Raw genomic sequence first — 20,085 nt, 5'->3', positions numbered from 1 at the left:
AGGCAGAAGCACTCAATCCAACCGGAACGTTAAAACACTGACGGTGCTTGGAGTTTCGATGGCCCTAGCCGCGATTTCGTTTGATCTTGCCCTTGGTCCGAAGGCCTAAAGCGCCGTTAGGGCCGCCAAACGAAAATCGGCGCTCGGGCATCGAAATTCTGGCACCTGCTTGTCGCGCGCAAAAAACGCAACAAGCGCGTCATCCGCAGCCGTCGATCCCGCTTCGCTGCCTTTCCCTTCGGGCATGTTTTCCACCTTGAAGCGTCGGGCTTTGCTGTAGGATTCTAACGGGTAACACAGGTCACACAGTCAACACCCAAGTCGCGCGGAACACGGCCATCTGCAGCTGTTCGGGGTGATGCACATACCGCAAGCGGCTTCCCCGACGCGGCCGTCCATGGCACGGCGCAGCAAAATCCCGTGCCGAATGTCTCTGATGCAGATGAAGCTGTCATTGGCAAAACCATGAATCAATCATATGATTGATTCATGCGAGACCAGAAACAATTCTATCTGCGCAAAGGCCAACGCCGGGCTATGATAGCTGAGGCAGCGCAGACGCTTATCTTGGAAAGGGGATATGCTGCGCTCCGCACCCGCGATGTCGCTGCGCGTGTCGGTATCAACATTTCCACGCTACATTTCCATGTGCCTACCAAAGCTGCCATGATTGCACTTGTGGCAGAGGCCACGCGAGATAGCTTCCTTGCGCTGCTGCCACCCACCCCAGATCCTTCAAGGCCTGCCCGTGCGCAGCTTCGCGCGGAAGCACAGGCTTACCATGATAGCCTGCGCGATCGCCCGGAACTGGTGGCCTGCCATACCCAGCTTCGGCAGATCGCAGCAACCGAACCGGAACTGACCGATATGCTCGACACCTTCGCGCAGGGCTGGTGTCAGCGTTATGTCGAGGTTCTTGCCATCGGGCGGGCGCAGGGCGTGTTCCGTGCCGATCTGGTGCCGCAGCCGGCGGCACTGGCCATCACCGGCGCGCTAACGGCTTTTGGTCCTCGCGGACCTGATGGACTGGCGATGTTCTGGCCGGTTTTCGATGAGATTGAGCGTGGCTTTCTGGCAACGCAGATCAACGAAGGGGAATTACGATGAAATTTTCCGATATGGCCGAACGCCAAATCCTGAAAGCACAGGCCGAGGGGCAACTCGACGACCTCAAAGGCGCCGGGAAGCCTCTGAACATGGCTGGTGATGGCAGCGCAGATGCCATTGGTTTTCGTATTATGGCCGAGGCCGGGGCCTTGCCGCGTGAAATCCAGTTACGCAAAGCAGTGGAGGAACAGACCCGCATTCTGGCCGCCGCCCCTGCTGATGAGGAGGGGCGCAAGCAAGCGATGAAGAAACTTGCTGATCTGCAGTTGCGGCTCGACATTGAACAAGAAGCACGACGTCGCTTTTATCGTTAGTTTGGGTTCGAACCGATCACGCGGCGGCGCAGCAAGGGGCATCAGCGTGAACCGCGCCTTAGGAGCGCCCCATGCACGCCGGGCAATCTGTGCGTCCCGAGGACCAAGGCGCGTCACACCACGCCAGATGACAGGTGATAGAGGGCATATCCGTTTGTTTGACGATGATGACCTCACACGACGGTGCGCGCTTTGTGGCGATTACAGTCTGCATGTCGATCTCCTTTCTGAGGGGCTGTCGATTCGTTTCGGATATCCTTTTTGTCGCGGCTCAGGATGACCTAGACCTGAAGCGCCGCCCTGCTTCCCGTCAGCTTGCCGTAAGGTCCAACGCCTAAAGCCATGCTCGTTCACGGCGGCGAGGTTAACCTTGCCTGGCGCGCAACTCGTGAGGACCGCTCCCTAACGGAGAAGCATTTGGCTGCCGAGGCCGGAACAGACGAGCACACTCGGGTCGTGCATGACATGCTGTCGACGGGCTGTCTTGTCGATTTGCGCGGGGCCCTCGTGCCGTCTGATCGCCTGATCGATGAGGGAGATGCGGGTCGGATCCATACAGTCATTGCCGGCGGGGTAAGCAGCTCCGTCGTCGATATTCGAACCGGCGACACAGCATTCCGAGACGCGGACGCAGCTACCACAGGCGGCGCTCTGTTCCACGCTGGTGCAATGCGACGGCTGCTGGCGGGAGGCGATGGGTCGGCTTACCTCGGAGATAACGCCAAAAGGTCTCATCCGCTTGCGAAGATCAAGGCTACTGGGCCTGCTCTGCCAACGAGCCATAGTATCATATGGGCGCTGGCACGTCTCAATGGGTATGACCCGGCTCGTTGGCAATTGAACGGGGGAACGCTTTTGACTTGGGGCGGGCAGACACTGAATGCTCTGCTTGCTGCAGTTTTTCGAAGGTCAGCTCCTGACCGCAACTTCTCTCCGAGTCCAACCGCGGTTTCCGGGGACATCTTTGCGTTCGATCTGTCGATTGAATCTATCCGGGACTTGGCCAAGGGTATCGAGACGGCAAACGATCTCCCCCTTTCCGTCGCTTCGAAGTTCGTCGGCCCAAGCCGTTTCATCGGGGAGCTGTCAGACGCGCTTGCGGCAGAGGAGAAGCGACGTGCAGTCCCGTGGGCGCTCTTGCATCGCTGGCTTGACCGGGTCGAAAGCATCGACCTCGGAGGATCATTGCCCATGGAAAAGCGGAACTGAGTGCAGGTATTCTGACGCTGCGTACTAGCAATCTTAAATTGTTATATAAAACAAGGGCTTAGACTGGAGAAGGTTGGATCTCAGGCCCATCCCCTCCGCCACATCCTCAGTTTTGACTATATTTTACTGGCAAATCCGCTGGATGCGATTACTGATCCCAACAAAAATACCAACACCCCGTTCGCGCTTGTTTCTGCCTCGAATGATGCGGCTGATGACGGGAATGCTCATAATATTTTTCTGATCCCACCCACGTCGAACTGCTTAGCGGACGCTCTCAAAAAGTTTCACACTTTCCATTACTTGCAAGAAATTCACCTTAACGGCGCAGTCATCAGGTCCAGAGAATATCGGCCCTGAGAGACCGCTTCCGGGCCTCCTGGCGCGAGGGCCAGTGCTCAGCCCCTCCCGCATAACCCTTAAAAACAAAAGAAAAATCCGGCCGCGGCCGGATCGAGAGAACGCTTTCGCGAGGGCAAGTGGCGGACGGGAAGGGATTCGAACCCTCGAGACGGTTCCCCGCCTACACACTTTCCAGGCGTGCGCCTTCGACCACTCGGCCACCCGTCCGCGGGCGGGTTTAGCGGCAAAGGCGGGCGCTCGCAAGGGAATTTGCGCCCCTTTTCGCGATTGCCCGGCTGTTCCGAAGGCAGGCCGCCTTAGCGACCATCGCCATCCCCTGCGCCCTCATTGCCGGGAAGCCCCGCCGCTGGGCCCAGCGGCGCGGGGGACGACGGGGCAGAGACGGATGGCGAGGCTGCGGGCGCGGCCTTGGCCGGTTGCGCGACAAGCGTTTCGGGGTTTCTGATCCAGATATCGCGCTGCGCGAAGGGAATCTCGATCCCGTGTTCGGCAAAGCGCGCGGCGATCTGGTGGTTCATCTCCGACTTCACATTGAGAATGAAATTCACATCCGACAGAATCGCGCGAATTTCAAAATCCAGACTGTCGGCCCCGAACCCGCGAAACAGCGCATAGGGCGCGGGGCTCATCATCACCAGCGGATGCGCCTGTGCGATATCTGTCAAAATCTTTTCGACCAGACGGGTATCGGTGCCATAGGCCACCCCCACCGGCAAGATCAGCCGTCCCATCTTGTTGCCGCGGGTCCAGTTCGTCACCGTGCCAGAAATGAAATCGGCATTCGGCACGATCACATCGGTCCGGTCGAAAGTCTCCACCACGGTGGAGCGCACCGAGATATTCTTGACGATCCCGTGCTGGCCGCCGACCTCGATCCAGTCGCCCTCGGAAATGGGCCGCTCGATCAGCAAGATGATGCCTGAAACGAAGTTTTGCACGATGGTCTGAAGACCGAAACCGATCCCGACCGACAAGGCACCAGCGACAATGGCCAGGGAACTGAGATCGATCCCGGCGGTGGAAATGGCCATCAGCGCCGCCAGAAACAGCCCGACATAACCGATGCCCGAGGTGATCGCATTCTGCCCGCCCTTGTCGATATTGGTCTTGGGCAAGATCGTTGTTTTCAACGCGCCCTGAAAGGCGCGGGTGACCGCGTAACCGATGCCAAAGACAACCGCAAAGGTGATGAAAGAGGTGGGCGAAATCCGCACCCCGCCAACCGAGATGCCATTCTTAAACGAGGTCCAAAGCTCGATCAGATCCTCGACCCGCGCCCCCCAGATCAACGCCAAGACCGGCAGCGCGGCGAGCGCCACCAAAAAACCGCCCAGAATGGGGATCAACGAGTCGCGGCGCACCTCTTCGCCACGCGCCACGGTCACGTAAAGTTCGGCCAAGAAGTTCTGCACTATCGCCACGGCGGCAAACAGCCCCAGCGTCAGCACCGCGGGCCAGATCAGCGCATCGGCAGCGCTGACATAGCCGACAACGCCCAGCACGGGGGCGGCCAGCGCAATCAATATAAGCCCGGTGCCCAGCCAACCAAAAAGCTTGCGGCGAAAGGCGTTGGCATCTTCGTCCGTGGTCCCACGCGCCTGTCGGCGCAGCAATTGCGCCATCCGAAAAAGACCCACGGCGGCAAAGATATGCAAAGGCGCCTGAAGCACAGACAGCGCCGCATCCGCGCGCTCTGCCACCGCCTGCGCCTTGTCGGAGGCGACATTGCCCGCCCCGCCCAAATAATCTTCGGCGCGCGGCGTGATCCAAAACATCACCAGTTGATGCGCCGCCAAGGCAAGCCCCAGCGACAACGCATGAATGCGCCCCTCTGCCCGGCCCTCTTCGCCCAGATTAAGCGCACTTTCGACCTCTGGGCGCGCCGGGAAAATCCGCATCCCCAACCACCACGCCATAAGCACGGTGAAGACGAGCGTCGGTGCCAGATTCAAAAGCTCGGTCAAGATCGGCCCGAACAGAGAGGTCTGCCCCAGCGCCACGGTCAACAAGATCGCGCCCAGCGTGGGCAAGATCACCTGCCCAAGCGAGACCAGCGCCACAACGATATTGCGCCCGCGCATCGCGGTTTTGCTTAGCATCCAATCGGTCAGGCGCATCATCCAGCGCCGCCCGCGCGCCAAAAGCAGCAGCGCCATCACCACAAGACCAAGGATCACCGGCGCATTGTTGCGCAACTCGGCATAGTTGACCGGCTGGGTGAAACGCCAACGGGTTTCGTCATAGATCCAGGCCCCCATCCAGCGCAGCAAAGAGGCGGCATCGGTCCAGTTGACCGGGTTCGCCGCCGAGGGTGAAAGCCGCAACAGCTTGTCGGCCTGCCGTTCGCGCACCCTTTTGTCGATCGCGCGGATCATGCTGTCGGCGCGGCTTTCCGCCTCGGTCGCGGTGATGCCGGGGGCTTGCAGCTTGGCCAGTTGCTCGGTCAATTCGGTGCGGCGCGCGCCAATCACGTCATCTTCTGTGGCGCCCTCCTCTGGGGCGGGCCCCAAGGCGGCAAGTTGGCTTTTCACCGTGGCGATCTGATCGGCATTGACATCGCGGGCCTCGGAAAAGGCCGTGCGCCATTTGACCATTTCCGCGCGCAGCGTATTGAGCTGTGCATCGCTGATCTTCGTTTCCGACAGCGCGTCCTCCGCCTGTGTCGCCACCGCATCGAAGGCCGCATAGTCGGGTAGATTGTCATCTTGCGCCGCAAGCGGCAGCGCCAAGGCAAGCACCAAGGCAAGGCTTTGAAGCCAAAGACGGATCATGCGAACACCTCGGGCAGCGCGCGGCCATCTTGGTCCAGCCAACCGGGCACCGGAAGGCCCTTTTCGCGCAAGAAGACGGGGTTGAAGAGCTTGGATTGATAGCGGGTGCCGTAATCGCACAAAATCGTCACGATGGTATGGCCCGGCCCCATTTCCTGCGCCATCCGGATTGCCCCGCCGACATTGATCCCCGACGAACCGCCGACGCAAAGCCCTTCTGAGGCCAGCAGATCGAACACCAGCGGCAAGGCTTCACGATCGGGAATGCGAAAGCTCATATCGGGGGTGAACCCCTCCAGATTGGCCGTAATCCGCCCCTGCCCGATCCCTTCGGTGATCGAAGACCCTTCGGATTTCAGCGTGCCCGTGGTGTAATAGCTGTGCAGCGCCGCGCCGTCGGGATCGGCCAGCGCCACTTTCACGCCCTTGGGTTGAAGCGCCATCGCCGTGCCCGCCAAAGTGCCCCCGGACCCCACCGCCGCCACAAAGCCATCCACCGCCCCCTGTGTCTGATCCCAGATTTCGGGGCCGGTCGTCTGAAGATGCGCCAGCCGGTTCGCTACATTGTCGAACTGATTGGCCCAGATCGCGCCATTTGGTTCGGTTTGTGCAAGTTTTTCGGCCAAGCGGCGCGAGTAGTGCACGTAATTGTCGGGATTTGAAAAGGGCGCGGCGGGCACTTCGACCAGCTCGGCCCCGGCTAGACGCAGCATATCCTTCTTTTCTTGGCTTTGCGTCTTCGGGATCACGATCACCGTGCGAAAGCCCATCGACGCGCCCACCAGCGCCAGCCCGATCCCGGTATTGCCCGCGGTCCCCTCGACAATCGTGCCGCGCGGGGCCAGCGCGCCGCGCGCCACGGCATCGCGGATGATCGACAAGGCGGCGCGATCCTTGACCGATTGTCCGGGGTTCATGAATTCGGCCTTGGCAAGGATCGTGCAGCCTGTGGCCTCGGAGGCTTTGCGCAAACGGATCAGCGGCGTGTTGCCGATCATCGCGGCAAGGTCGGGGAAAAAGGTCATGGTCGTCCTTGGCTCATACTGGGTCGGGGGCAAGAGTAGGGCGCAACCCCGCCGCCCTCAAGCCCCGCGCCGGATCATGCCCGCGCTCACGCGCCCAAAGCATCGGCGCGCAGCGGATCGCGCATCCGTTCCAGCCAAAGCGCCAGCACGATCAGCGGGCCGTTTTCCACCTCGCCGCTTTCGATCAGCGCCATCAACTGCGCAAAACTCACCCGGTGCGAGCGAATATCCTCGCCCTCGGCTTCCAGCCCGCCCAAGCCGGGCGCGGTTTCGGGCAAATCGCACAAGCCAATGAAACAATAAAGATATTCGGATTTCGCTCCGGGCGAAGGGTAATGCGATGGCGCGGCAATCAAGCGCCCTAGGGTAAGCCCCGCTTCTTCCCCGGCTTCGCGCCGCGCGGCCTCTTCGGGGGTTTCGCCCGCATCAACGCGCCCGGCCACCGCCTCTAGCGACCACGGGTTCACATCGCCACGCGCCAGCGGGCCGGTGCGGAATTGTTCCACCAAAAGCACCTGATCGCGCACCGGATCATAGGGCAAAACCACTGTCGCATCGCCCGAAACGAAGGCTGCGCGGTCCAAGGGCGCGGTCATGCCGCCGTTGAACCGACGATGGCGCAGCCGGTAATCTTCCACCGCGAAAAACTTTGCATAGGGCGTGCGCAGGCTTTCGATCTCGATGTCCCCCGGCGCGGGGGCGCGGCGCAAGGTGGCCGGACGCGCATCTTGTTCGGCCCGCAACCGCGAGGCCGCGCGCACCCGGATCATCGGATACCGCGCCAAAGCCTGTTCCATCGGCACCTGCCCGCGCAGGGCAATCACCTCGGCCACGGCCAAAGTGGCCAGCGCGCCTTTTTCGGCGGCCCAAGCCTCAAGCGACCACAGATCGCCAATCCCCCAGCGCGCCGTGTCGGGAATATAGACCCAAGCCGCGTGCACGGTGCCATCAGCCGCCGTCACTTGGCGCCGCTCCTTGCGGTAGCCGATTTCATACCAATCAAGCAGTTCGGCCTCATCGGCGCTGATCTCGGCCAGGCCGCCCTCGGCCCCCGCGGGGCCTTCGACCAGCAGCGGATAGCCCAGATCGGTGCCATCCACATCCAGCGCATGGCGCACCTCGTGGTGATCAAGCCGCGCCGGAGCAAGCGCTTTGCGCGCGCCTAAAACGGCCGCGAGAAGCGGTTCATGACACAATGTGCCGTAGAAGAAATAAATTTCGGTCAAAGCGTTACGCCCCTTCTGCGGTCAGGGGCGCGGGCTTATTGCCAGCGTTTCCACGCCCATTCGGCTAAGATAGCCGAAACCATGCCGCCGAAAAAGAGCACCGCGATCGAGTCGAGCCGCAAGATCGCATCGGCCATCGCCATGCCTTGCGCCAACACATCCAGCATCGCCTCGCTGGGCGCATCATAGCGGCCCATCGCCATCCGGTGCAGCACCTGCATCAGGCCCAAAAACAGCACGGTCCAGATCACCAGATAGATCGTGGCGTGCAAGCCCCGCTCCAGCGCCTTCGAGAGACCCTTGCCCGGGCTCATCCCGATCACCCGCCAGCCCAAGATCAGCCCGAACGAGGCGGCAATCCCGCCCAGACCGTTCACCGCAGCCCCAATGGGCAGATTCTGCGCCATCAACTGCGCCCCGAAAAACCCTGTTGCCGCCAAACCCAGCCCCCCGAACAGCTTTGCTGTCGTGGGTAATTTCATCTGCGTATCGCGTAAAACAACCTTCTGCATGTTATACTCCGACCGAACCGTAAAAAGACCTGTCCAGCGGATAGGTTGACGCCCGATTGTGGCGTGAATCGGGACGCAATCGTGGCAGGATAGTAAACGATCCGTTTTCAGGAGGCTGATTTGTCCCGATCGGCGTAAGCCGCAAGCGCCCGCGCGCGCCCCTCGGCCAGATCGACAACCGGATCGGGCAACCGCGCGCCCGCCACCAGCCCCCAGCTTTTGGGCACAGCGGCAAAGAAATCACGCGCCGTTTCAGGGGCATGGCGATTGCCCTCGGCCAGCCAACGGCGGCGATAGGCGCCCTCGGGGTCGAATTTCGTGGCCTGCGTCGCCGGGTTGAACACCCGGAAATAAGGCGCGGCATCGGGGCCGCAGCCCGCCACCCATTGCCAGCCCATCGCATTGGCCGCCGGATCGTGGTCGATCAAACAGTCTTCGAACCACTTCAGCCCCACCCGCCAATCCGTCATCAGATGCTTGGTCAGGTAAGACGCCGCGATCATCCGCGCGCGGTTGTGCATCCGCCCCGTGACATACAGCTCGCGCATCGCGGCATCGACCACGGGCTCCCCCGTCATGCCGCGGCGCCACCGCTCGGCATCGTCATTATCGCCGCGCCACGGAAAGGCATCCCATTCCGCGCGCCAATTCTTGTGCGGCAGGTCGGGGAAATGAAACATCAGATGCCACGCAAATTCGCGCCAGACGAGTTCTTTGAGGAAATGTTCGGCCCCGGCCGCGCCTTCGGCCAGTGCGCGCTGGCCCGCATGCCAGATCTGGCCGGGCGAGATTTCCCCCCAAGCAAGGTTTTCAGACAGCTCCGAGGTCGCCGCCTCGGCCATGAAATCGCGCCGCGCCTTATACTCGGCAATCGGACCGTCAAGGAACTGCGCAAGCCGTGCCTGTGCGGCGGCTTCGCCCACGCGGGCATGTTTGGCGACCACCGCCGCCCCCCGGCGCATATCGCGCCCCAGCCCCAAAGCGTCAAGCGGGTCACCGCGCAGCGCGGGCCCCGGGCGCAGTGCTTTGATAGCCGCCAAGGGCGGCGCCACCGGCAAGCCGCGCACCGCTTTCCAAAACGGTGTGTAAACCCGGTAGGGACCGCCCTGCCCCGTTTGCACCTCCCATGGTGGGAACATCACCTGCCCGGCGAACGAACGCGCCTCAATACCCGCAGCCTTAAGCGCCGATTTGATTTCGGTGTCGCGCGCCACCGCCGCCGGGTCCAGATCGCGGCTCCACCAGACCGCGCCCGCCCCCGCCTCGGCCACCAGATCGCGCAGCGTTTGCAGCGCCGGGCCGCGCCGGATCACCACCGGACAACCAAGCGCTTCGAGCCGGGGCAGAAAATCGGCCAAGGCTGCGCCCAGCCGCCAGCGCGGCGCGGCGCCGTAGCTGGCAACCAGATCATCGCACAGGAAAACGGCAATCACCGGCCGCCCCGAGGTTTCAGCGGCGGTCAGCATCGGATGGTCTGCCAGCCGCAGATCGCGGCGCAACCACAACAGGATCGGTTTTGCATCACTCATGCGCGGTAACTGGGGGCTGGGGGGCGTTTCGGCAAGGAAAAAGGCGGATACGCACCGCCAAACCCCGCCCAAGGCAGCGGTCAAACTTTCCCTTGTCGGCGCGTTTGACGCGGTCTAGCGTGCCCAAAACCACACCAACAGGGAACCCCTCGACAATGAAGAAAACCACTGTGCTGCTTGCCTCCGCCGCGCTGGTCACGGCGCTTTCTGCCCCCGTCCGGGCCGCCGACGATGATCTGCTGGTCTTCGATTGGGCCGGGTTCGAGATCGAAGGGATCTTGCAAGGCTATATCGACAAATATGGCGATCACCCGAGCTATTCTTTCTATGGCGATGACGACGAGGCCTATCAAAAGCTGGCTTCGGGCTTTAAGGCCGATGTCGCCCACCCCTGCTCGCAGATGGTGTCGAAATACCGCGATGCCGGTCTGATCGAGCCGTGGGATGTGTCGAAAATCCCCGAATTCGCCAGCATCGACCCGAAGTATATGAAATCGAGCATTTTCTCGGATGATGAGGGCGTGTGGTTCATCCCGACCGATTGGGGCGCCACGGCGATTGCCTACAACCCCGAAGAGGTGCCCGAAGAGGATGTTGCCTCGCTTCAGGTCTTCACCAATCCGAAATATGCGGGCCGGATCTCGCTGCCCAATTCTTCGGACGATGTCTGGGCCTTGGCCTATCTGGCCACCGGCGTGACCGACTGGACCGATGTGACCGAGGCGCAATTTGACGCCGCCGCCGCATGGCTGCGCGAGGTGCACCCGAATGTGCTGAGCTACTGGGCCGACCCGTCGGAACAAGCGCAGACCATGGCCTCGGGCGAGGTGCTGATTTCGTGGTCGTGGAACGATGGCGTGGCTTACCTGCGCGCCGATGATTACCCAGTCGCCTTCCAGCGCGAAGCGGCAGAGGGCTCGTCGAGCTTCATCTGCGGCTATGTGAACCTGAAAGACGGGCCGGGCGTCGAAGAAAAAGCCTATGATTTCATGAACTCGTGGCTGCGCCCGGACTCGGCGCGCGCGCTTTTGGATGAAATCGGCTATGGCCATGCCAGCCTGAAAGCGATGGAAACGATCCCGATGGAGGAACAGATCGAAGCCGGTCTGGGCCCGGTCGATGCGCCGATCCTGCCGCAAGTGCCGAATGACCCGCAACTGCGCGAGCGCCAACTGGCCGAGTTCGAAAAGATCAAGGCCGGGTTCTGATTGGCCTCAAGCCTGACCCAAAACCGGGGCGCCCAAGGGCGCCCCTTCTCATACGGCAATCCGGCGGAAGAACACCCTACGCCCCCAAAGCCGGGGCAACGGCGCAGGCCCGCCTTACCCGCGCACCGTGCCGTCGCCGCGCACGATATATTTGAACGAGGTGAGCTGTTCCGCCCCCACCGGGCCGCGCGCATGCAGCTTGCCGGTGGCGATGCCGATCTCGGCCCCCATGCCAAACTCCCCGCCATCGGCGAATTGGGTCGAGGCGTTGCGCATCAAGATCGCGCTATCAAGCCGTTCAAAGAACCGCGCCGCGGTTTCGTCATCTTCGGTCAAGATCGCGTCGGTGTGGTTGGAGCCATATTCGCGGATATGCGCAATCGCGCCATCGACACCATCGACAAGTTTCGCCGCGCAGATCATATCCAGAAATTCGCGCCCGAAATCATCCGCTTGTGCCGGCACCGTGCCCGCCACGCCCGCCAGATCGTCAGACACCCGCATCTCGACCCCTGCGTTCACCAGGTCTTCGACCAAAACCGCGCCGTGTTGGTCGTAGAATTTGCGGTCAATCAGCAGGCATTCCATCGCGCCGCAAATCCCGGTGCGCCGGGTCTTGGCGTTCAGCACCACTTTGCGCGCCTTTTCCAGATCGGCGGCGCCATCGGCATAGATGTGGCAGATACCCTCAAGGTGCGCAAAAACCGGCACCCGCGCCTCGGATTGCACAAGGCCAACGAGCCCCTTACCGCCCCGCGGCACGATCACATCGATATAGGCCACCGCCCGTAGCATTTCGGCCACCGCCGCGCGGTCGCGCGTCGGCACCAATTGGATCGCCGCTTCGGGCAGGTTCGCCGCCTTCAGCCCCGCCACCATACAGGCATGGATCGCGCGCGAGGAATGGAAGCTTTCCGAGCCACCACGCAAGATCACCGCATTGCCCGCCTTGAGGCACAGCGCCCCGGCATCGGCGGTCACATTGGGGCGCGATTCGTAGATGACCCCAATCACCCCAAGCGGCGTGCGCACGCGCTGGATATGCAGCCCCGAGGGTTGATCCCATTCCGCGATCACCGCGCCCACCGGGTCGCGCTGCTCGGCCACCGCGCGCAGGCTATCGACGATGCCGCGAATACGGTCTTCATCGAGCTTGAGCCGGTCCATCATCGCCGGGCTCAGCCCCTTTTCTTGCCCATAGGCAAGGTCTTCGGCATTGGCGGCGATGATCTTGTCGCGGTTGTCCCACACCTCATAGGCCGCGCCAATCAAGGCCGCGTGCTTACGCTCGGCGCTCGCACAGGCCAATTCTGCCGCCGCCGCGCGCGCCGCCGCGCCCATTTGCTCGATCAGGTTTTTCGCATCCAGCTCATCGCGCATCGTCAATCCCTCCGGTTGCGGCGGTGATACGCGAGCAAACCGGAAGCGTCCAGCGAAGATAAGGGGAAGAAGTGGCGCGGTTGACGGGGCTCGAACCCGCGACCCCCGGCGTGACAGGCCGGTACTCTAACCAACTGAGCTACAACCGCGCGATGGGCGGGAAATAGCCGTTGGCAAAGGGGGCGTCAAGCGGGAAACAAAGATTGTTTTGCGACCCAAAAACCAAAAGCCCCCGCCGAGGCAGGGGCTTTGGAAAGTGGCGCGGTTGACGGGGCTCGAACCCGCGACCCCCGGCGTGACAGGCCGGTACTCTAACCAACTGAGCTACAACCGCGCATTTCTCCCAAGCCTTGGCTCGGGCGTGGGAGGCTTCTACGCAGAGTGCGCCCCCCCGTCAAGCACTCAAACGCGAAAATCGGCGGGTTTTTCACCGCGCGCGCCAACGCCCGGTTTTGCCACTGCGCCCGGCGGCCAATGCGCCGCGTGTCAGCCCAGCAACAGCGCGTAATCGGCCTGTTCTGCCGCATCCAACAACGCCACTGCGGTCCGGCTGTCAGTGACCAGTTCCTGAATCAGCCCGCCGCGCAAGGCCGCATGCACCGGGGCAACCTTATCCGGCCCGCCCGCAAGCCCCACAATGCGCCGCCCGGCGAACAGATCCTTCGGCGGCGACAACGTGCGCGCCGCCAAGGGCGTGTCCAGCTCATTCCCCTCGCCATCGAAAAAGCGGCCCAAAATCTCGCATTGCGCGCCTTGGTTGGTGATTTTGGCCAGACAGCCCGGCAAGATCATCCCGGTGCCCAAAAGCTGGTTTTGCGCGGTCGCGCGACCGATGCCGACAATCCATATATCGGCGGCACGCGCCAGATCGGTGACCTTGCGCACCACTGGCAGGCGCGTCAACTCGGCGCGTTCTTCGGGCGTTTCGACGTAGAGCGTGGCCGGAAAGGGAAAGGCCTGCGCCCCAAAGCGCTGCGCAAGGTAGTTCATCACCACATGCGGATAGGCGGTGTGCGACAGGGTCAATTCCCCCAACAGCGACACGAAGCACAGATCGGGGGCACGCATTTCGGGCAATTGGCGCACCATCGCCGCAAGCGAACGCCCATGCGACAAACCCACCACCTGCGGCGCGGCGCGCGATTGCACCAAGCGGGTCAGCCACCGCGCCGCCGCGCTGGCGATGGCGGGCACGGGGTCCTGCACGCCGGGGCCCAGCGGGGCCAAATGCACGGCACGCAAAGCCGGATACATCTCGCGCAGGCGGCGCGACAATTGCCGCATCAGCCGTGCGCCCGCCGCGCCCCCCGGAATCGTCACCGGTTCGACCGCGCCCTCGTCCAACAGCGCCCGCACCCGCTCTGCCGAAAGCCCAAGCCGCCAGCCAATTTCCGCAACCGAAAGGCCGCCGACCTCGTGCAACCAGCGGGCGCGCGATTCGGGCGTATCGGGGCGGCGCAAATGGTGCGGCGGCGAGGTCATGCAGAATCCCTCCTGCCGCCCGCAAGCCGTCGCGCCGCCGCCCCCGAAAGGTACAGCGACTCGAAGGTGCGCAGATCCACCGGGCGGCCCAGCAAGAAGCCCTGCATCAGGCTGCATCCCTCTGCGCGCAGGATTTCAAACTGGCGCTCGGTCTCCACGCCTTCGGCAATTGCGCGCAGCCCCAAGGCATGGGCCATCGCCAAAATCGCCTGCACAATCGCACGGGCGCGTGCGGGTTCTTCGCCATCAAGCGCTTGCACAAAAGACCGGTCGATCTTCAATTCGGTGACCGGCAGATGCTGAAGCGCACCAAGCGCGGATTGCCCGGTGCCAAAATCATCGATGGAAATCCGATAGCCCGCCTCTTCGAGCCGACACAGGTTGCGCTGACGCTGCGCGATCGGCGCGGCCAGCCCGGTTTCTGTCAGCTCGATAATCACCCGCGCCGGGTCGAGCCCCGCGCGCATCAACCGTTCGGGCAAATCGGCCCGGCCCGGCTCATCTAGCGTGGCCGCATTGAGGTTCACCGCCAGCGGCACATCGACCCCGCGCGCCGCCCAGCCCGTCAAGATCGCGCCCGCAAGCCGCATCACATCCAGATCGATCGCGGCCACAAGCCCGTCCACCTCGGCCACCGGAATGAATTCGCCTGGGGAAATTGCGCCCAATTCCTCGTCGGTGAGCCGCAAAAGTGCTTCGGCCCCGACCAGAGTGATGCCGTTCGACACGTCGAATTTCGGCTGCAAGAAAAGCTCGAACCGGCCCGCCTCAAGCGCCCGATGCAGCGCCTGCGCCACGGCAGAGCGGCGCTCGAACTGCATCCCGACCTTGGGCGTGAACACCGTCACCGTATTGCGACCGCGCGCTTGTGAACAATGCATCGCCATATCGGCGCTGCGCAAAAGCGTTTCCGCCGTGGTGCCATGTTCGGCATAAAGGCTGACCCCGATGGAGGCCGTCAGAAAGAAATGCCGCTGCGGCAGATGCAACGGGCGCGCGAAAGCCCGCACAATCTCCCACCCGCGCGATTCCGCCGCCAGCGCATCGGCATCGGGCAACAGCAAAACGAATTCGCCCTCGTTGATGCGCGCCAAAACCGCGCCATCGGGCAGCCCAACCTCCAGCCGCTTGGCGGCCGATTTGATCAGTTGATCGGCGGTTTCATGGCCCAAAGTATCGTTGATCAGGCGGTAATTGTCGAATTCGATGCACAGCACGGCCACCTGCCCGCCCACACCGTCAAACCGGCGGATCAGATCATCAAGCAACCGCATTGCAAGATAACGATCGGGTAGCCCCGTCATCAGATCATGGGTGGCGATAAAGCGCGCATTCTCGATGGAATGTTCCAACTGGCGTTGCAGATCGAAAAGCTGGGTGATGTCCGACAGCGACACCAACACCCGGTCGTGGTGGTTCGGATCCGGCATCGGCGCCACATCCACCTGCAACACCTGCCGCCGCCCCGCGCACAGGCGATGCAGCCGCAGATGGCTGAACACCCCCTCCCCGGACAAGGCCTCTTCCAGCTCATCCAGGCCTTCGCCCGCCTGTAACAGGGCGCAGAACTCTTGCCCTTTGATCGCGCCGGGCGCGACATCGATCAAGGCGCAAGCTTCGGGATTGGCAAAAACCACATGGCGCGCCGGGTCCAGCACCACCTTGCCCGTGGGCAGGGTGTCAAGCACATGCGACAGCCGCGCGCGTTCCTGTTCCAGCGTGCTTTCCATGACCGAAAACGCGGTCATATCCAGATCGCAGCCCATCACCTGCGCCACCGCGCCCGAGGCATGCCAGCGCACCGCACGCCCATAAGACAGAAAACTGACCCAAGCGCCGTTGCGATGGCGCATCCGGGTGAGCAGTTGCACCGCCTCCCCGGCCCGCAAACGCGCCTGCACCTCGTCGCTTTCATAGGCGGCCACATCGTCGGGATGGCTGATCGCCGCCCACCCCTCCAAATTGAACCGCGCCAGTTCGCCGGGCGCATAGCCCAGCCGGGCCTCCCATGTGTCGGCCACGCGGAAATCTCGCTCGGGATAGGTGACCGACCACGCCATTGCCGGGGTGACCCCAATCCGGTCCAGATTGGCACGCGCCGCCTCGAACGAGGTATCGAGCCGCAGCAACATCCCTTGACCCGGCGCTTCACGCCCACTGACCTCAAGACTGCTCAGCATCACCGCGTCAGAGCCAATCTCCCACGGCATCCGGCACATCTGTCGCGCGGGCGCGCGCGGCATCTCTGGCGCGTCCATCAAGGCGGCTTGGGTTTCCAAAAAGCCAAGCACCCCAGCGCGATCTTCGGGCAAAAAGCGTTCGGCAAAGCGCGCAAAGCTGATCGGTTGTGCGCCCTGCCCCTCTAGCAAGATCTGCACCTGCGTGCCGGTGCGCAGCAACTGCCACGGCACCGCATCGGCGCAAGCCATGGCACAAGCCCTGGACAAGAGTTCCTGACGAGGAGGGTGCGACGCCACGACTTTATCCGCCTTCCACTCGAACAAACGACCCCGGAACGCGCCCGAGACATTCAGTTTAGCAACTTATCGCCTATAGGGCGAGAAGAAACCCCCTAAATCCACCTTTGCGCGCAACCTCTCCTTTTGCGTCTAGGCTTTCCGCCAAGGTGCCGCCAACGCAGGAAAAACCCCGGCCCGCAAAGCGCGCCGGGGCACAGGGGAAAATCGCCCTAGCCTGGGCGCAGGCTCAGGCGTTTTTCAGATCGAGGAAGAGTTGATAGGCTTCCTTGGCGGTGGCGTTTTCATGCACCACTTTGTTGACCGCCTGGATCATCGCAATCGGCGCGTCCGACTGGAAGATATTGCGCCCCATATCCACGCCCGCCGCGCCTTGGTCGATGGCTTTATACGCCATTTCAAGCGCTTCAAGCTCGGGCAGCTTCTTGCCGCCGGCAATCACCAGCGGCACCGGGCAACCGGCCGCCACTTTCTCAAAACCCTCTTCCACGAAATAGGTCTTGACGTAATGCGCCCCCAATTCCGCCGCGATCCGGGTGGCGAGACCAAAGTAGCGCGCATCGCGCGCCATATCTTTGCCCACGCCCGTCACCGCCAAGGTCGGGATGCCGTAACGGGTGCCGGTGTCGATGAGTTTCAGCACATTGGTGATCGATTTATGCTCGTATTCCGAGCCGATATAGACCTGCGCAGCCATCGCACAGGCGCCCAGCCGGATCGCATCTTCGATTTCCACCGCAACCGTTTCATTCGACAATTCGGTCAGGATCGAGTTGCCGCCCGAGCAACGCAACGCCATCGGTTTGGTGTTGGTCGGCGGAATGGTCGAGCGCAAGGCGCCGCGCGTGCACATCAGCACATCGGCGTAATCCGCCAAGGGCAGGATATTGAGATCCATCCGCTCCAGCCCCGTCGCCGGGCCTTGGAAATAGCCGTGGTCAAAGGCCAGCATCACGGTGCGACCGGTTTTCGGGTTGAAGATGCGGGCAAGCCGGTTCTTCATCCCCCAATCGTAATGCGCGGCCCCTTTGAGGTAAAAGCCTTGCAAGTCGGCAGGCTGGTCGAGCCCGAAATCCTTGCCTTCCTTGATGTCGTCGAGATCGGCCATGATGGTTCCTTTCCGTGCAATCGGCGCGACGATAGCGCCGTTGCGCGCCCGTTCCCAGCCAGAGCCCCGCGCCCACCAGCACCGCAGCACAGGCATATTGCCGCATCAGGGCCTCTTCTTTGGGAAGGGCGAAAGATCGAGAAAATCTAATATTTCCGAAACATCAGCCGTCGACAACCAAATCAAAAAGCCCTTATCCACAACTGAAAGCTTCAAATCCGATTGATCATAATCTAGGACGAACGGCTTGATGTTCTTCTTAGACTGAAGCGCTGGCACAGAAATCAAAGCCTGAGTAACGTTTCCAGGGTTCAGGTCAGACCCCCGAGGATGCACCGCCATCAACTGTTCTTTTATATATCGATATCTCAAACCTTGCTCCAATTGCTCCACCGGAGCAGTCACAATGGGGTAAAGGAGCCATTTATACATTTCAAGGTTTGTATCTTGGAAACCATCCGCAAATCTAGTCAAGAAATTACGATACCTTGGCGCAGATTCACCAACCACTTCAGCGACATATTCATTCGCACTCCTCTTCAATTTGAGATTTGCCTTGAAAGACTCAGTTCGAACAACATTCGCATCATTACATGCGCGTCTGCATGCCTCTTGAACGATGTAGACACTACCTAGACTGGCCTTAATCAAATCCCGTCTAAAATCCGCACCAAAATCTATATTTAGTAAATCCTCGCCTTTACTGATGACAGCCTCAAGCTCTTTTTCACTCCAAGCATCAGCATCGACCGATACAACACGTCCGCTCAGATCGCCGTTAAAGAGTATCAGCCGATTTTCTTCACGCCAAACAGCGACAATTATAAAGCAAATATTAGATCGCTCATGCACCGTCTTCAAAAAGAAAGAATATTTTTTCTGCGTCTCTTTCGGAAGATAGTGAAAATCCTCTAAAACAATAAAACTTTCAAACCCCACCTTCTCTAGCGCACCAACCAAATCATTCGGATCCGAAGGATCTATCTCCAGAGAAACATCCGTTTTTGTCAATGACCCCTTACACTCGACCTCCGAGCCCGCTCCCCCAAAGGCTGGCAAACCAAACTTTGCGACAAGCTTAAACTTATTCTCAACAGTTTTAGAAGTTGACAGCTCAACTCGGAACCCAGCCGCCTTCAGTATTGCTTCAGCTAGCTTATCTAATCCCCCATGTATTTTGGCACTGAACGAGTATAAAATCCGTCTCAGGTAAACCATTTTTTCTCAAACAAGTCTTACCCTGCTTAGAGCTCCCAAAAATGATCACATGCTTATCTTGCGAGAGACAGTTAATGAACTTTCCGTCGACATTCTCTCGCTCAACATAGTTAAGCGGGACATCTCTTGTTACACCATACACATCATCAACGCGCGCCAGCTTCATCCCCATTCCTCCACAAACTCACGCCATTCGCCCTTGCTCATGCCCGAGGTTTCTTGCGTCACTGTCTCACCTGCCAAGCGGCGTTTCAGCACCTCTTTCGCCTTTGACGACACGCTTACCGCGCCAAGGCGGTAATCCTCGAACGCCTCATAGGCTTGCGGCACCCAATCCTTGACGATGTCGCACATGATTTGCGCATAGACGCGGATTTCATATTGCGCATGCACATCGGCACGCAGACGCAGGAAATGGAACAGGTTGTGCAGATCGATTTTCCAATACCATTGGGTGTAGATATTGGCGGGCAGGTTCATCCGCGCCAATTCGCGCGCCAGCCCCAGCTTGCCCGCGTCTTCATCGGGCGTCAGCATGTCTTCGTAATGGTCATAGGCGCGCATCGCATCTTCGCGCAGCACATCCAGCACGCGCGCGGCTTCGGCCCCTTCCAGCACCTGCCCGCGGCCTTGGTTGTTGACGGTGGATTGCGCCGCCAGCGCCTCGGGCGCGGGAATGTAAAATTCGCGGTCCAAGATCGAATAGCGCGCCGAATATTCGTTCACATTGGCGGTGCGGTGGCGGATCCATTGCCGCGCCACGAAGACCGGCAGCTTGACGTGAAACTTGACCTCGCACATCTCAAACGGGGTCGAGTGCCAATGCCGCATCAGATAGCGGATCAGGCCGCGGTCATCGGACACCGCCTTGGTGCCCTTGCCATAGCTGACGCGGGCAGCCTGACAAATCGCGGCATCATCGCCCATGTAATCGATCACCCGCACCAACCCGTGATCAAGCACCGGATGCGCGGTGTAAAGCCGCCCCTCCATCCCCGCCGAGGTGGCGCGCAAGGTGGGCGTGGTGGCAGCACGTTGAGCGTCGATCTCGGCAAGCTGTTCGGGGGTAAGCGACATGGGGGCCTCCAGGGGGTAAGAATCGGGCAGACTATATCTGCCCGGACCGCCTCACGGAACCGCGAGATGCTGTAAGACG

The 20,085-nt window shown here is 61.2% G+C and carries 15 protein-coding genes and 3 tRNA genes; 4 read left to right on the top strand and 14 right to left on the bottom strand.

What is annotated here, in order from left to right:
- Positions 1 to 489 precede the first annotated feature (489 nt).
- From CKO11_RS03340 to CKO11_RS03330, 3 genes are all read left to right on the top strand, one after another.
- Positions 490 to 1,107 carry a TetR/AcrR family transcriptional regulator gene (locus CKO11_RS03340; RefSeq protein ID WP_223632867.1) on the top strand — a complete coding sequence of 206 codons (618 nt, stop codon included), beginning with the start codon at positions 490 to 492 and terminating at the stop codon, positions 1,105 to 1,107.
- Complete coding sequence (locus CKO11_RS03335) at positions 1,104 to 1,421, top strand: DUF1992 domain-containing protein (RefSeq protein ID WP_223632865.1); 318 nt, start codon at positions 1,104 to 1,106, stop codon at positions 1,419 to 1,421. The genes CKO11_RS03340 and CKO11_RS03335 overlap by 4 nt, the downstream gene beginning before the upstream one ends.
- A gap of 417 nt (positions 1,422 to 1,838) precedes the next feature.
- On the top strand, positions 1,839 to 2,630 hold the full coding sequence (locus CKO11_RS03330) for a hypothetical protein (RefSeq protein ID WP_223632863.1): 792 nt from the start codon (positions 1,839 to 1,841) through the stop codon (positions 2,628 to 2,630).
- Between the two features lie 480 nt (positions 2,631 to 3,110).
- On the opposite strand, the gene CKO11_RS03325 is transcribed toward CKO11_RS03330, so the two are convergent.
- The 6 genes from CKO11_RS03325 to CKO11_RS03300 form a co-directional block, all read right to left on the bottom strand.
- Positions 3,111 to 3,200: transfer RNA gene (locus tag CKO11_RS03325), tRNA-Ser, on the bottom strand.
- Between the two features lie 89 nt (positions 3,201 to 3,289).
- Positions 3,290 to 5,764 (bottom strand): DUF3772 domain-containing protein, encoded by a 2,475-nt coding sequence (locus tag CKO11_RS03320; protein ID WP_223632861.1) that lies wholly within the window; start codon positions 5,762 to 5,764, stop codon positions 3,290 to 3,292.
- A complete protein-coding gene (locus tag CKO11_RS03315; RefSeq protein ID WP_223632860.1) occupies positions 5,761 to 6,789 on the bottom strand; it encodes a cysteine synthase A in 1,029 nt (342 codons plus the stop codon). Before CKO11_RS03315 ends, CKO11_RS03320 begins: the two co-directional genes overlap by 4 nt.
- Before the next feature lie 86 nt (positions 6,790 to 6,875).
- The gene (locus CKO11_RS03310) at positions 6,876 to 8,015 is read right to left on the bottom strand and encodes an NUDIX domain-containing protein (protein WP_223632859.1); all 1,140 of its coding nucleotides are present in this window, start codon (positions 8,013 to 8,015) and stop codon (positions 6,876 to 6,878) included.
- 35 nt (positions 8,016 to 8,050) lie between these two features.
- Positions 8,051 to 8,527 carry a TrgA family protein gene (locus tag CKO11_RS03305; RefSeq protein ID WP_223632857.1) on the bottom strand — a complete coding sequence of 159 codons (477 nt, stop codon included), beginning with the start codon at positions 8,525 to 8,527 and terminating at the stop codon, positions 8,051 to 8,053.
- 107 nt (positions 8,528 to 8,634) lie between these two features.
- Positions 8,635 to 10,056, bottom strand: a complete 1,422-nt coding sequence (locus CKO11_RS03300) for a cryptochrome/photolyase family protein (RefSeq protein WP_223632855.1) — start codon at positions 10,054 to 10,056, stop codon at positions 8,635 to 8,637.
- 155 nt (positions 10,057 to 10,211) lie between these two features.
- On the opposite strand from CKO11_RS03300, the gene CKO11_RS03295 reads away from it, so the two are divergent.
- The gene (locus CKO11_RS03295) at positions 10,212 to 11,264 is read left to right on the top strand and encodes a PotD/PotF family extracellular solute-binding protein (RefSeq protein WP_223632853.1); all 1,053 of its coding nucleotides are present in this window, start codon (positions 10,212 to 10,214) and stop codon (positions 11,262 to 11,264) included.
- Positions 11,265 to 11,378: 114 nt separating this feature from the next.
- On the opposite strand, the gene CKO11_RS03290 is transcribed toward CKO11_RS03295, so the two are convergent.
- The 8 genes from CKO11_RS03290 to thyX all read right to left on the bottom strand — a co-directional run bounded on the left by CKO11_RS03290 (position 11,379) and on the right by thyX (position 20,006).
- Entirely contained in the window at positions 11,379 to 12,644 is a 1,266-nt protein-coding gene (locus CKO11_RS03290) for a glutamate-5-semialdehyde dehydrogenase (RefSeq protein WP_223632851.1), read from the bottom strand.
- A 72-nt stretch (positions 12,645 to 12,716) separates the two neighbouring features.
- A tRNA-Asp gene (locus CKO11_RS03285) sits at positions 12,717 to 12,793 on the bottom strand.
- 108 nt (positions 12,794 to 12,901) lie between these two features.
- Positions 12,902 to 12,978, bottom strand: a tRNA-Asp gene (locus CKO11_RS03280).
- Positions 12,979 to 13,130: 152 nt separating this feature from the next.
- Entirely contained in the window at positions 13,131 to 14,126 is a 996-nt protein-coding gene (locus CKO11_RS03275; RefSeq protein ID WP_223632850.1) for a sugar-binding transcriptional regulator, read from the bottom strand.
- A complete protein-coding gene (locus tag CKO11_RS03270; RefSeq protein ID WP_223632846.1) occupies positions 14,123 to 16,555 on the bottom strand; it encodes a putative bifunctional diguanylate cyclase/phosphodiesterase in 2,433 nt (810 codons plus the stop codon). Before CKO11_RS03270 ends, CKO11_RS03275 begins: the two co-directional genes overlap by 4 nt.
- A gap of 277 nt (positions 16,556 to 16,832) precedes the next feature.
- On the bottom strand, positions 16,833 to 17,711 hold the full coding sequence (gene lsrF / locus CKO11_RS03265; protein WP_223632843.1) for a 3-hydroxy-5-phosphonooxypentane-2,4-dione thiolase: 879 nt from the start codon (positions 17,709 to 17,711) through the stop codon (positions 16,833 to 16,835).
- A 105-nt stretch (positions 17,712 to 17,816) separates the two neighbouring features.
- Entirely contained in the window at positions 17,817 to 18,929 is a 1,113-nt protein-coding gene (locus tag CKO11_RS03260) for a hypothetical protein (protein WP_223632840.1), read from the bottom strand.
- A 162-nt stretch (positions 18,930 to 19,091) separates the two neighbouring features.
- Positions 19,092 to 20,006, bottom strand: a complete 915-nt coding sequence (thyX, locus tag CKO11_RS03255; RefSeq protein ID WP_223632837.1) for an FAD-dependent thymidylate synthase — start codon at positions 20,004 to 20,006, stop codon at positions 19,092 to 19,094.
- Between the last annotated feature and the right edge of the window lie 79 nt (positions 20,007 to 20,085).

It is taken from the genome of Rhodobacter sp. TJ_12 (genome assembly GCF_020023995.1).
Classification (GTDB): domain Bacteria; phylum Pseudomonadota; class Alphaproteobacteria; order Rhodobacterales; family Rhodobacteraceae; genus Rhodobacter.
Note: the sequence above shows the minus strand (reverse complement) of the source record. Positions and strands in the feature narration are given on the sequence as shown.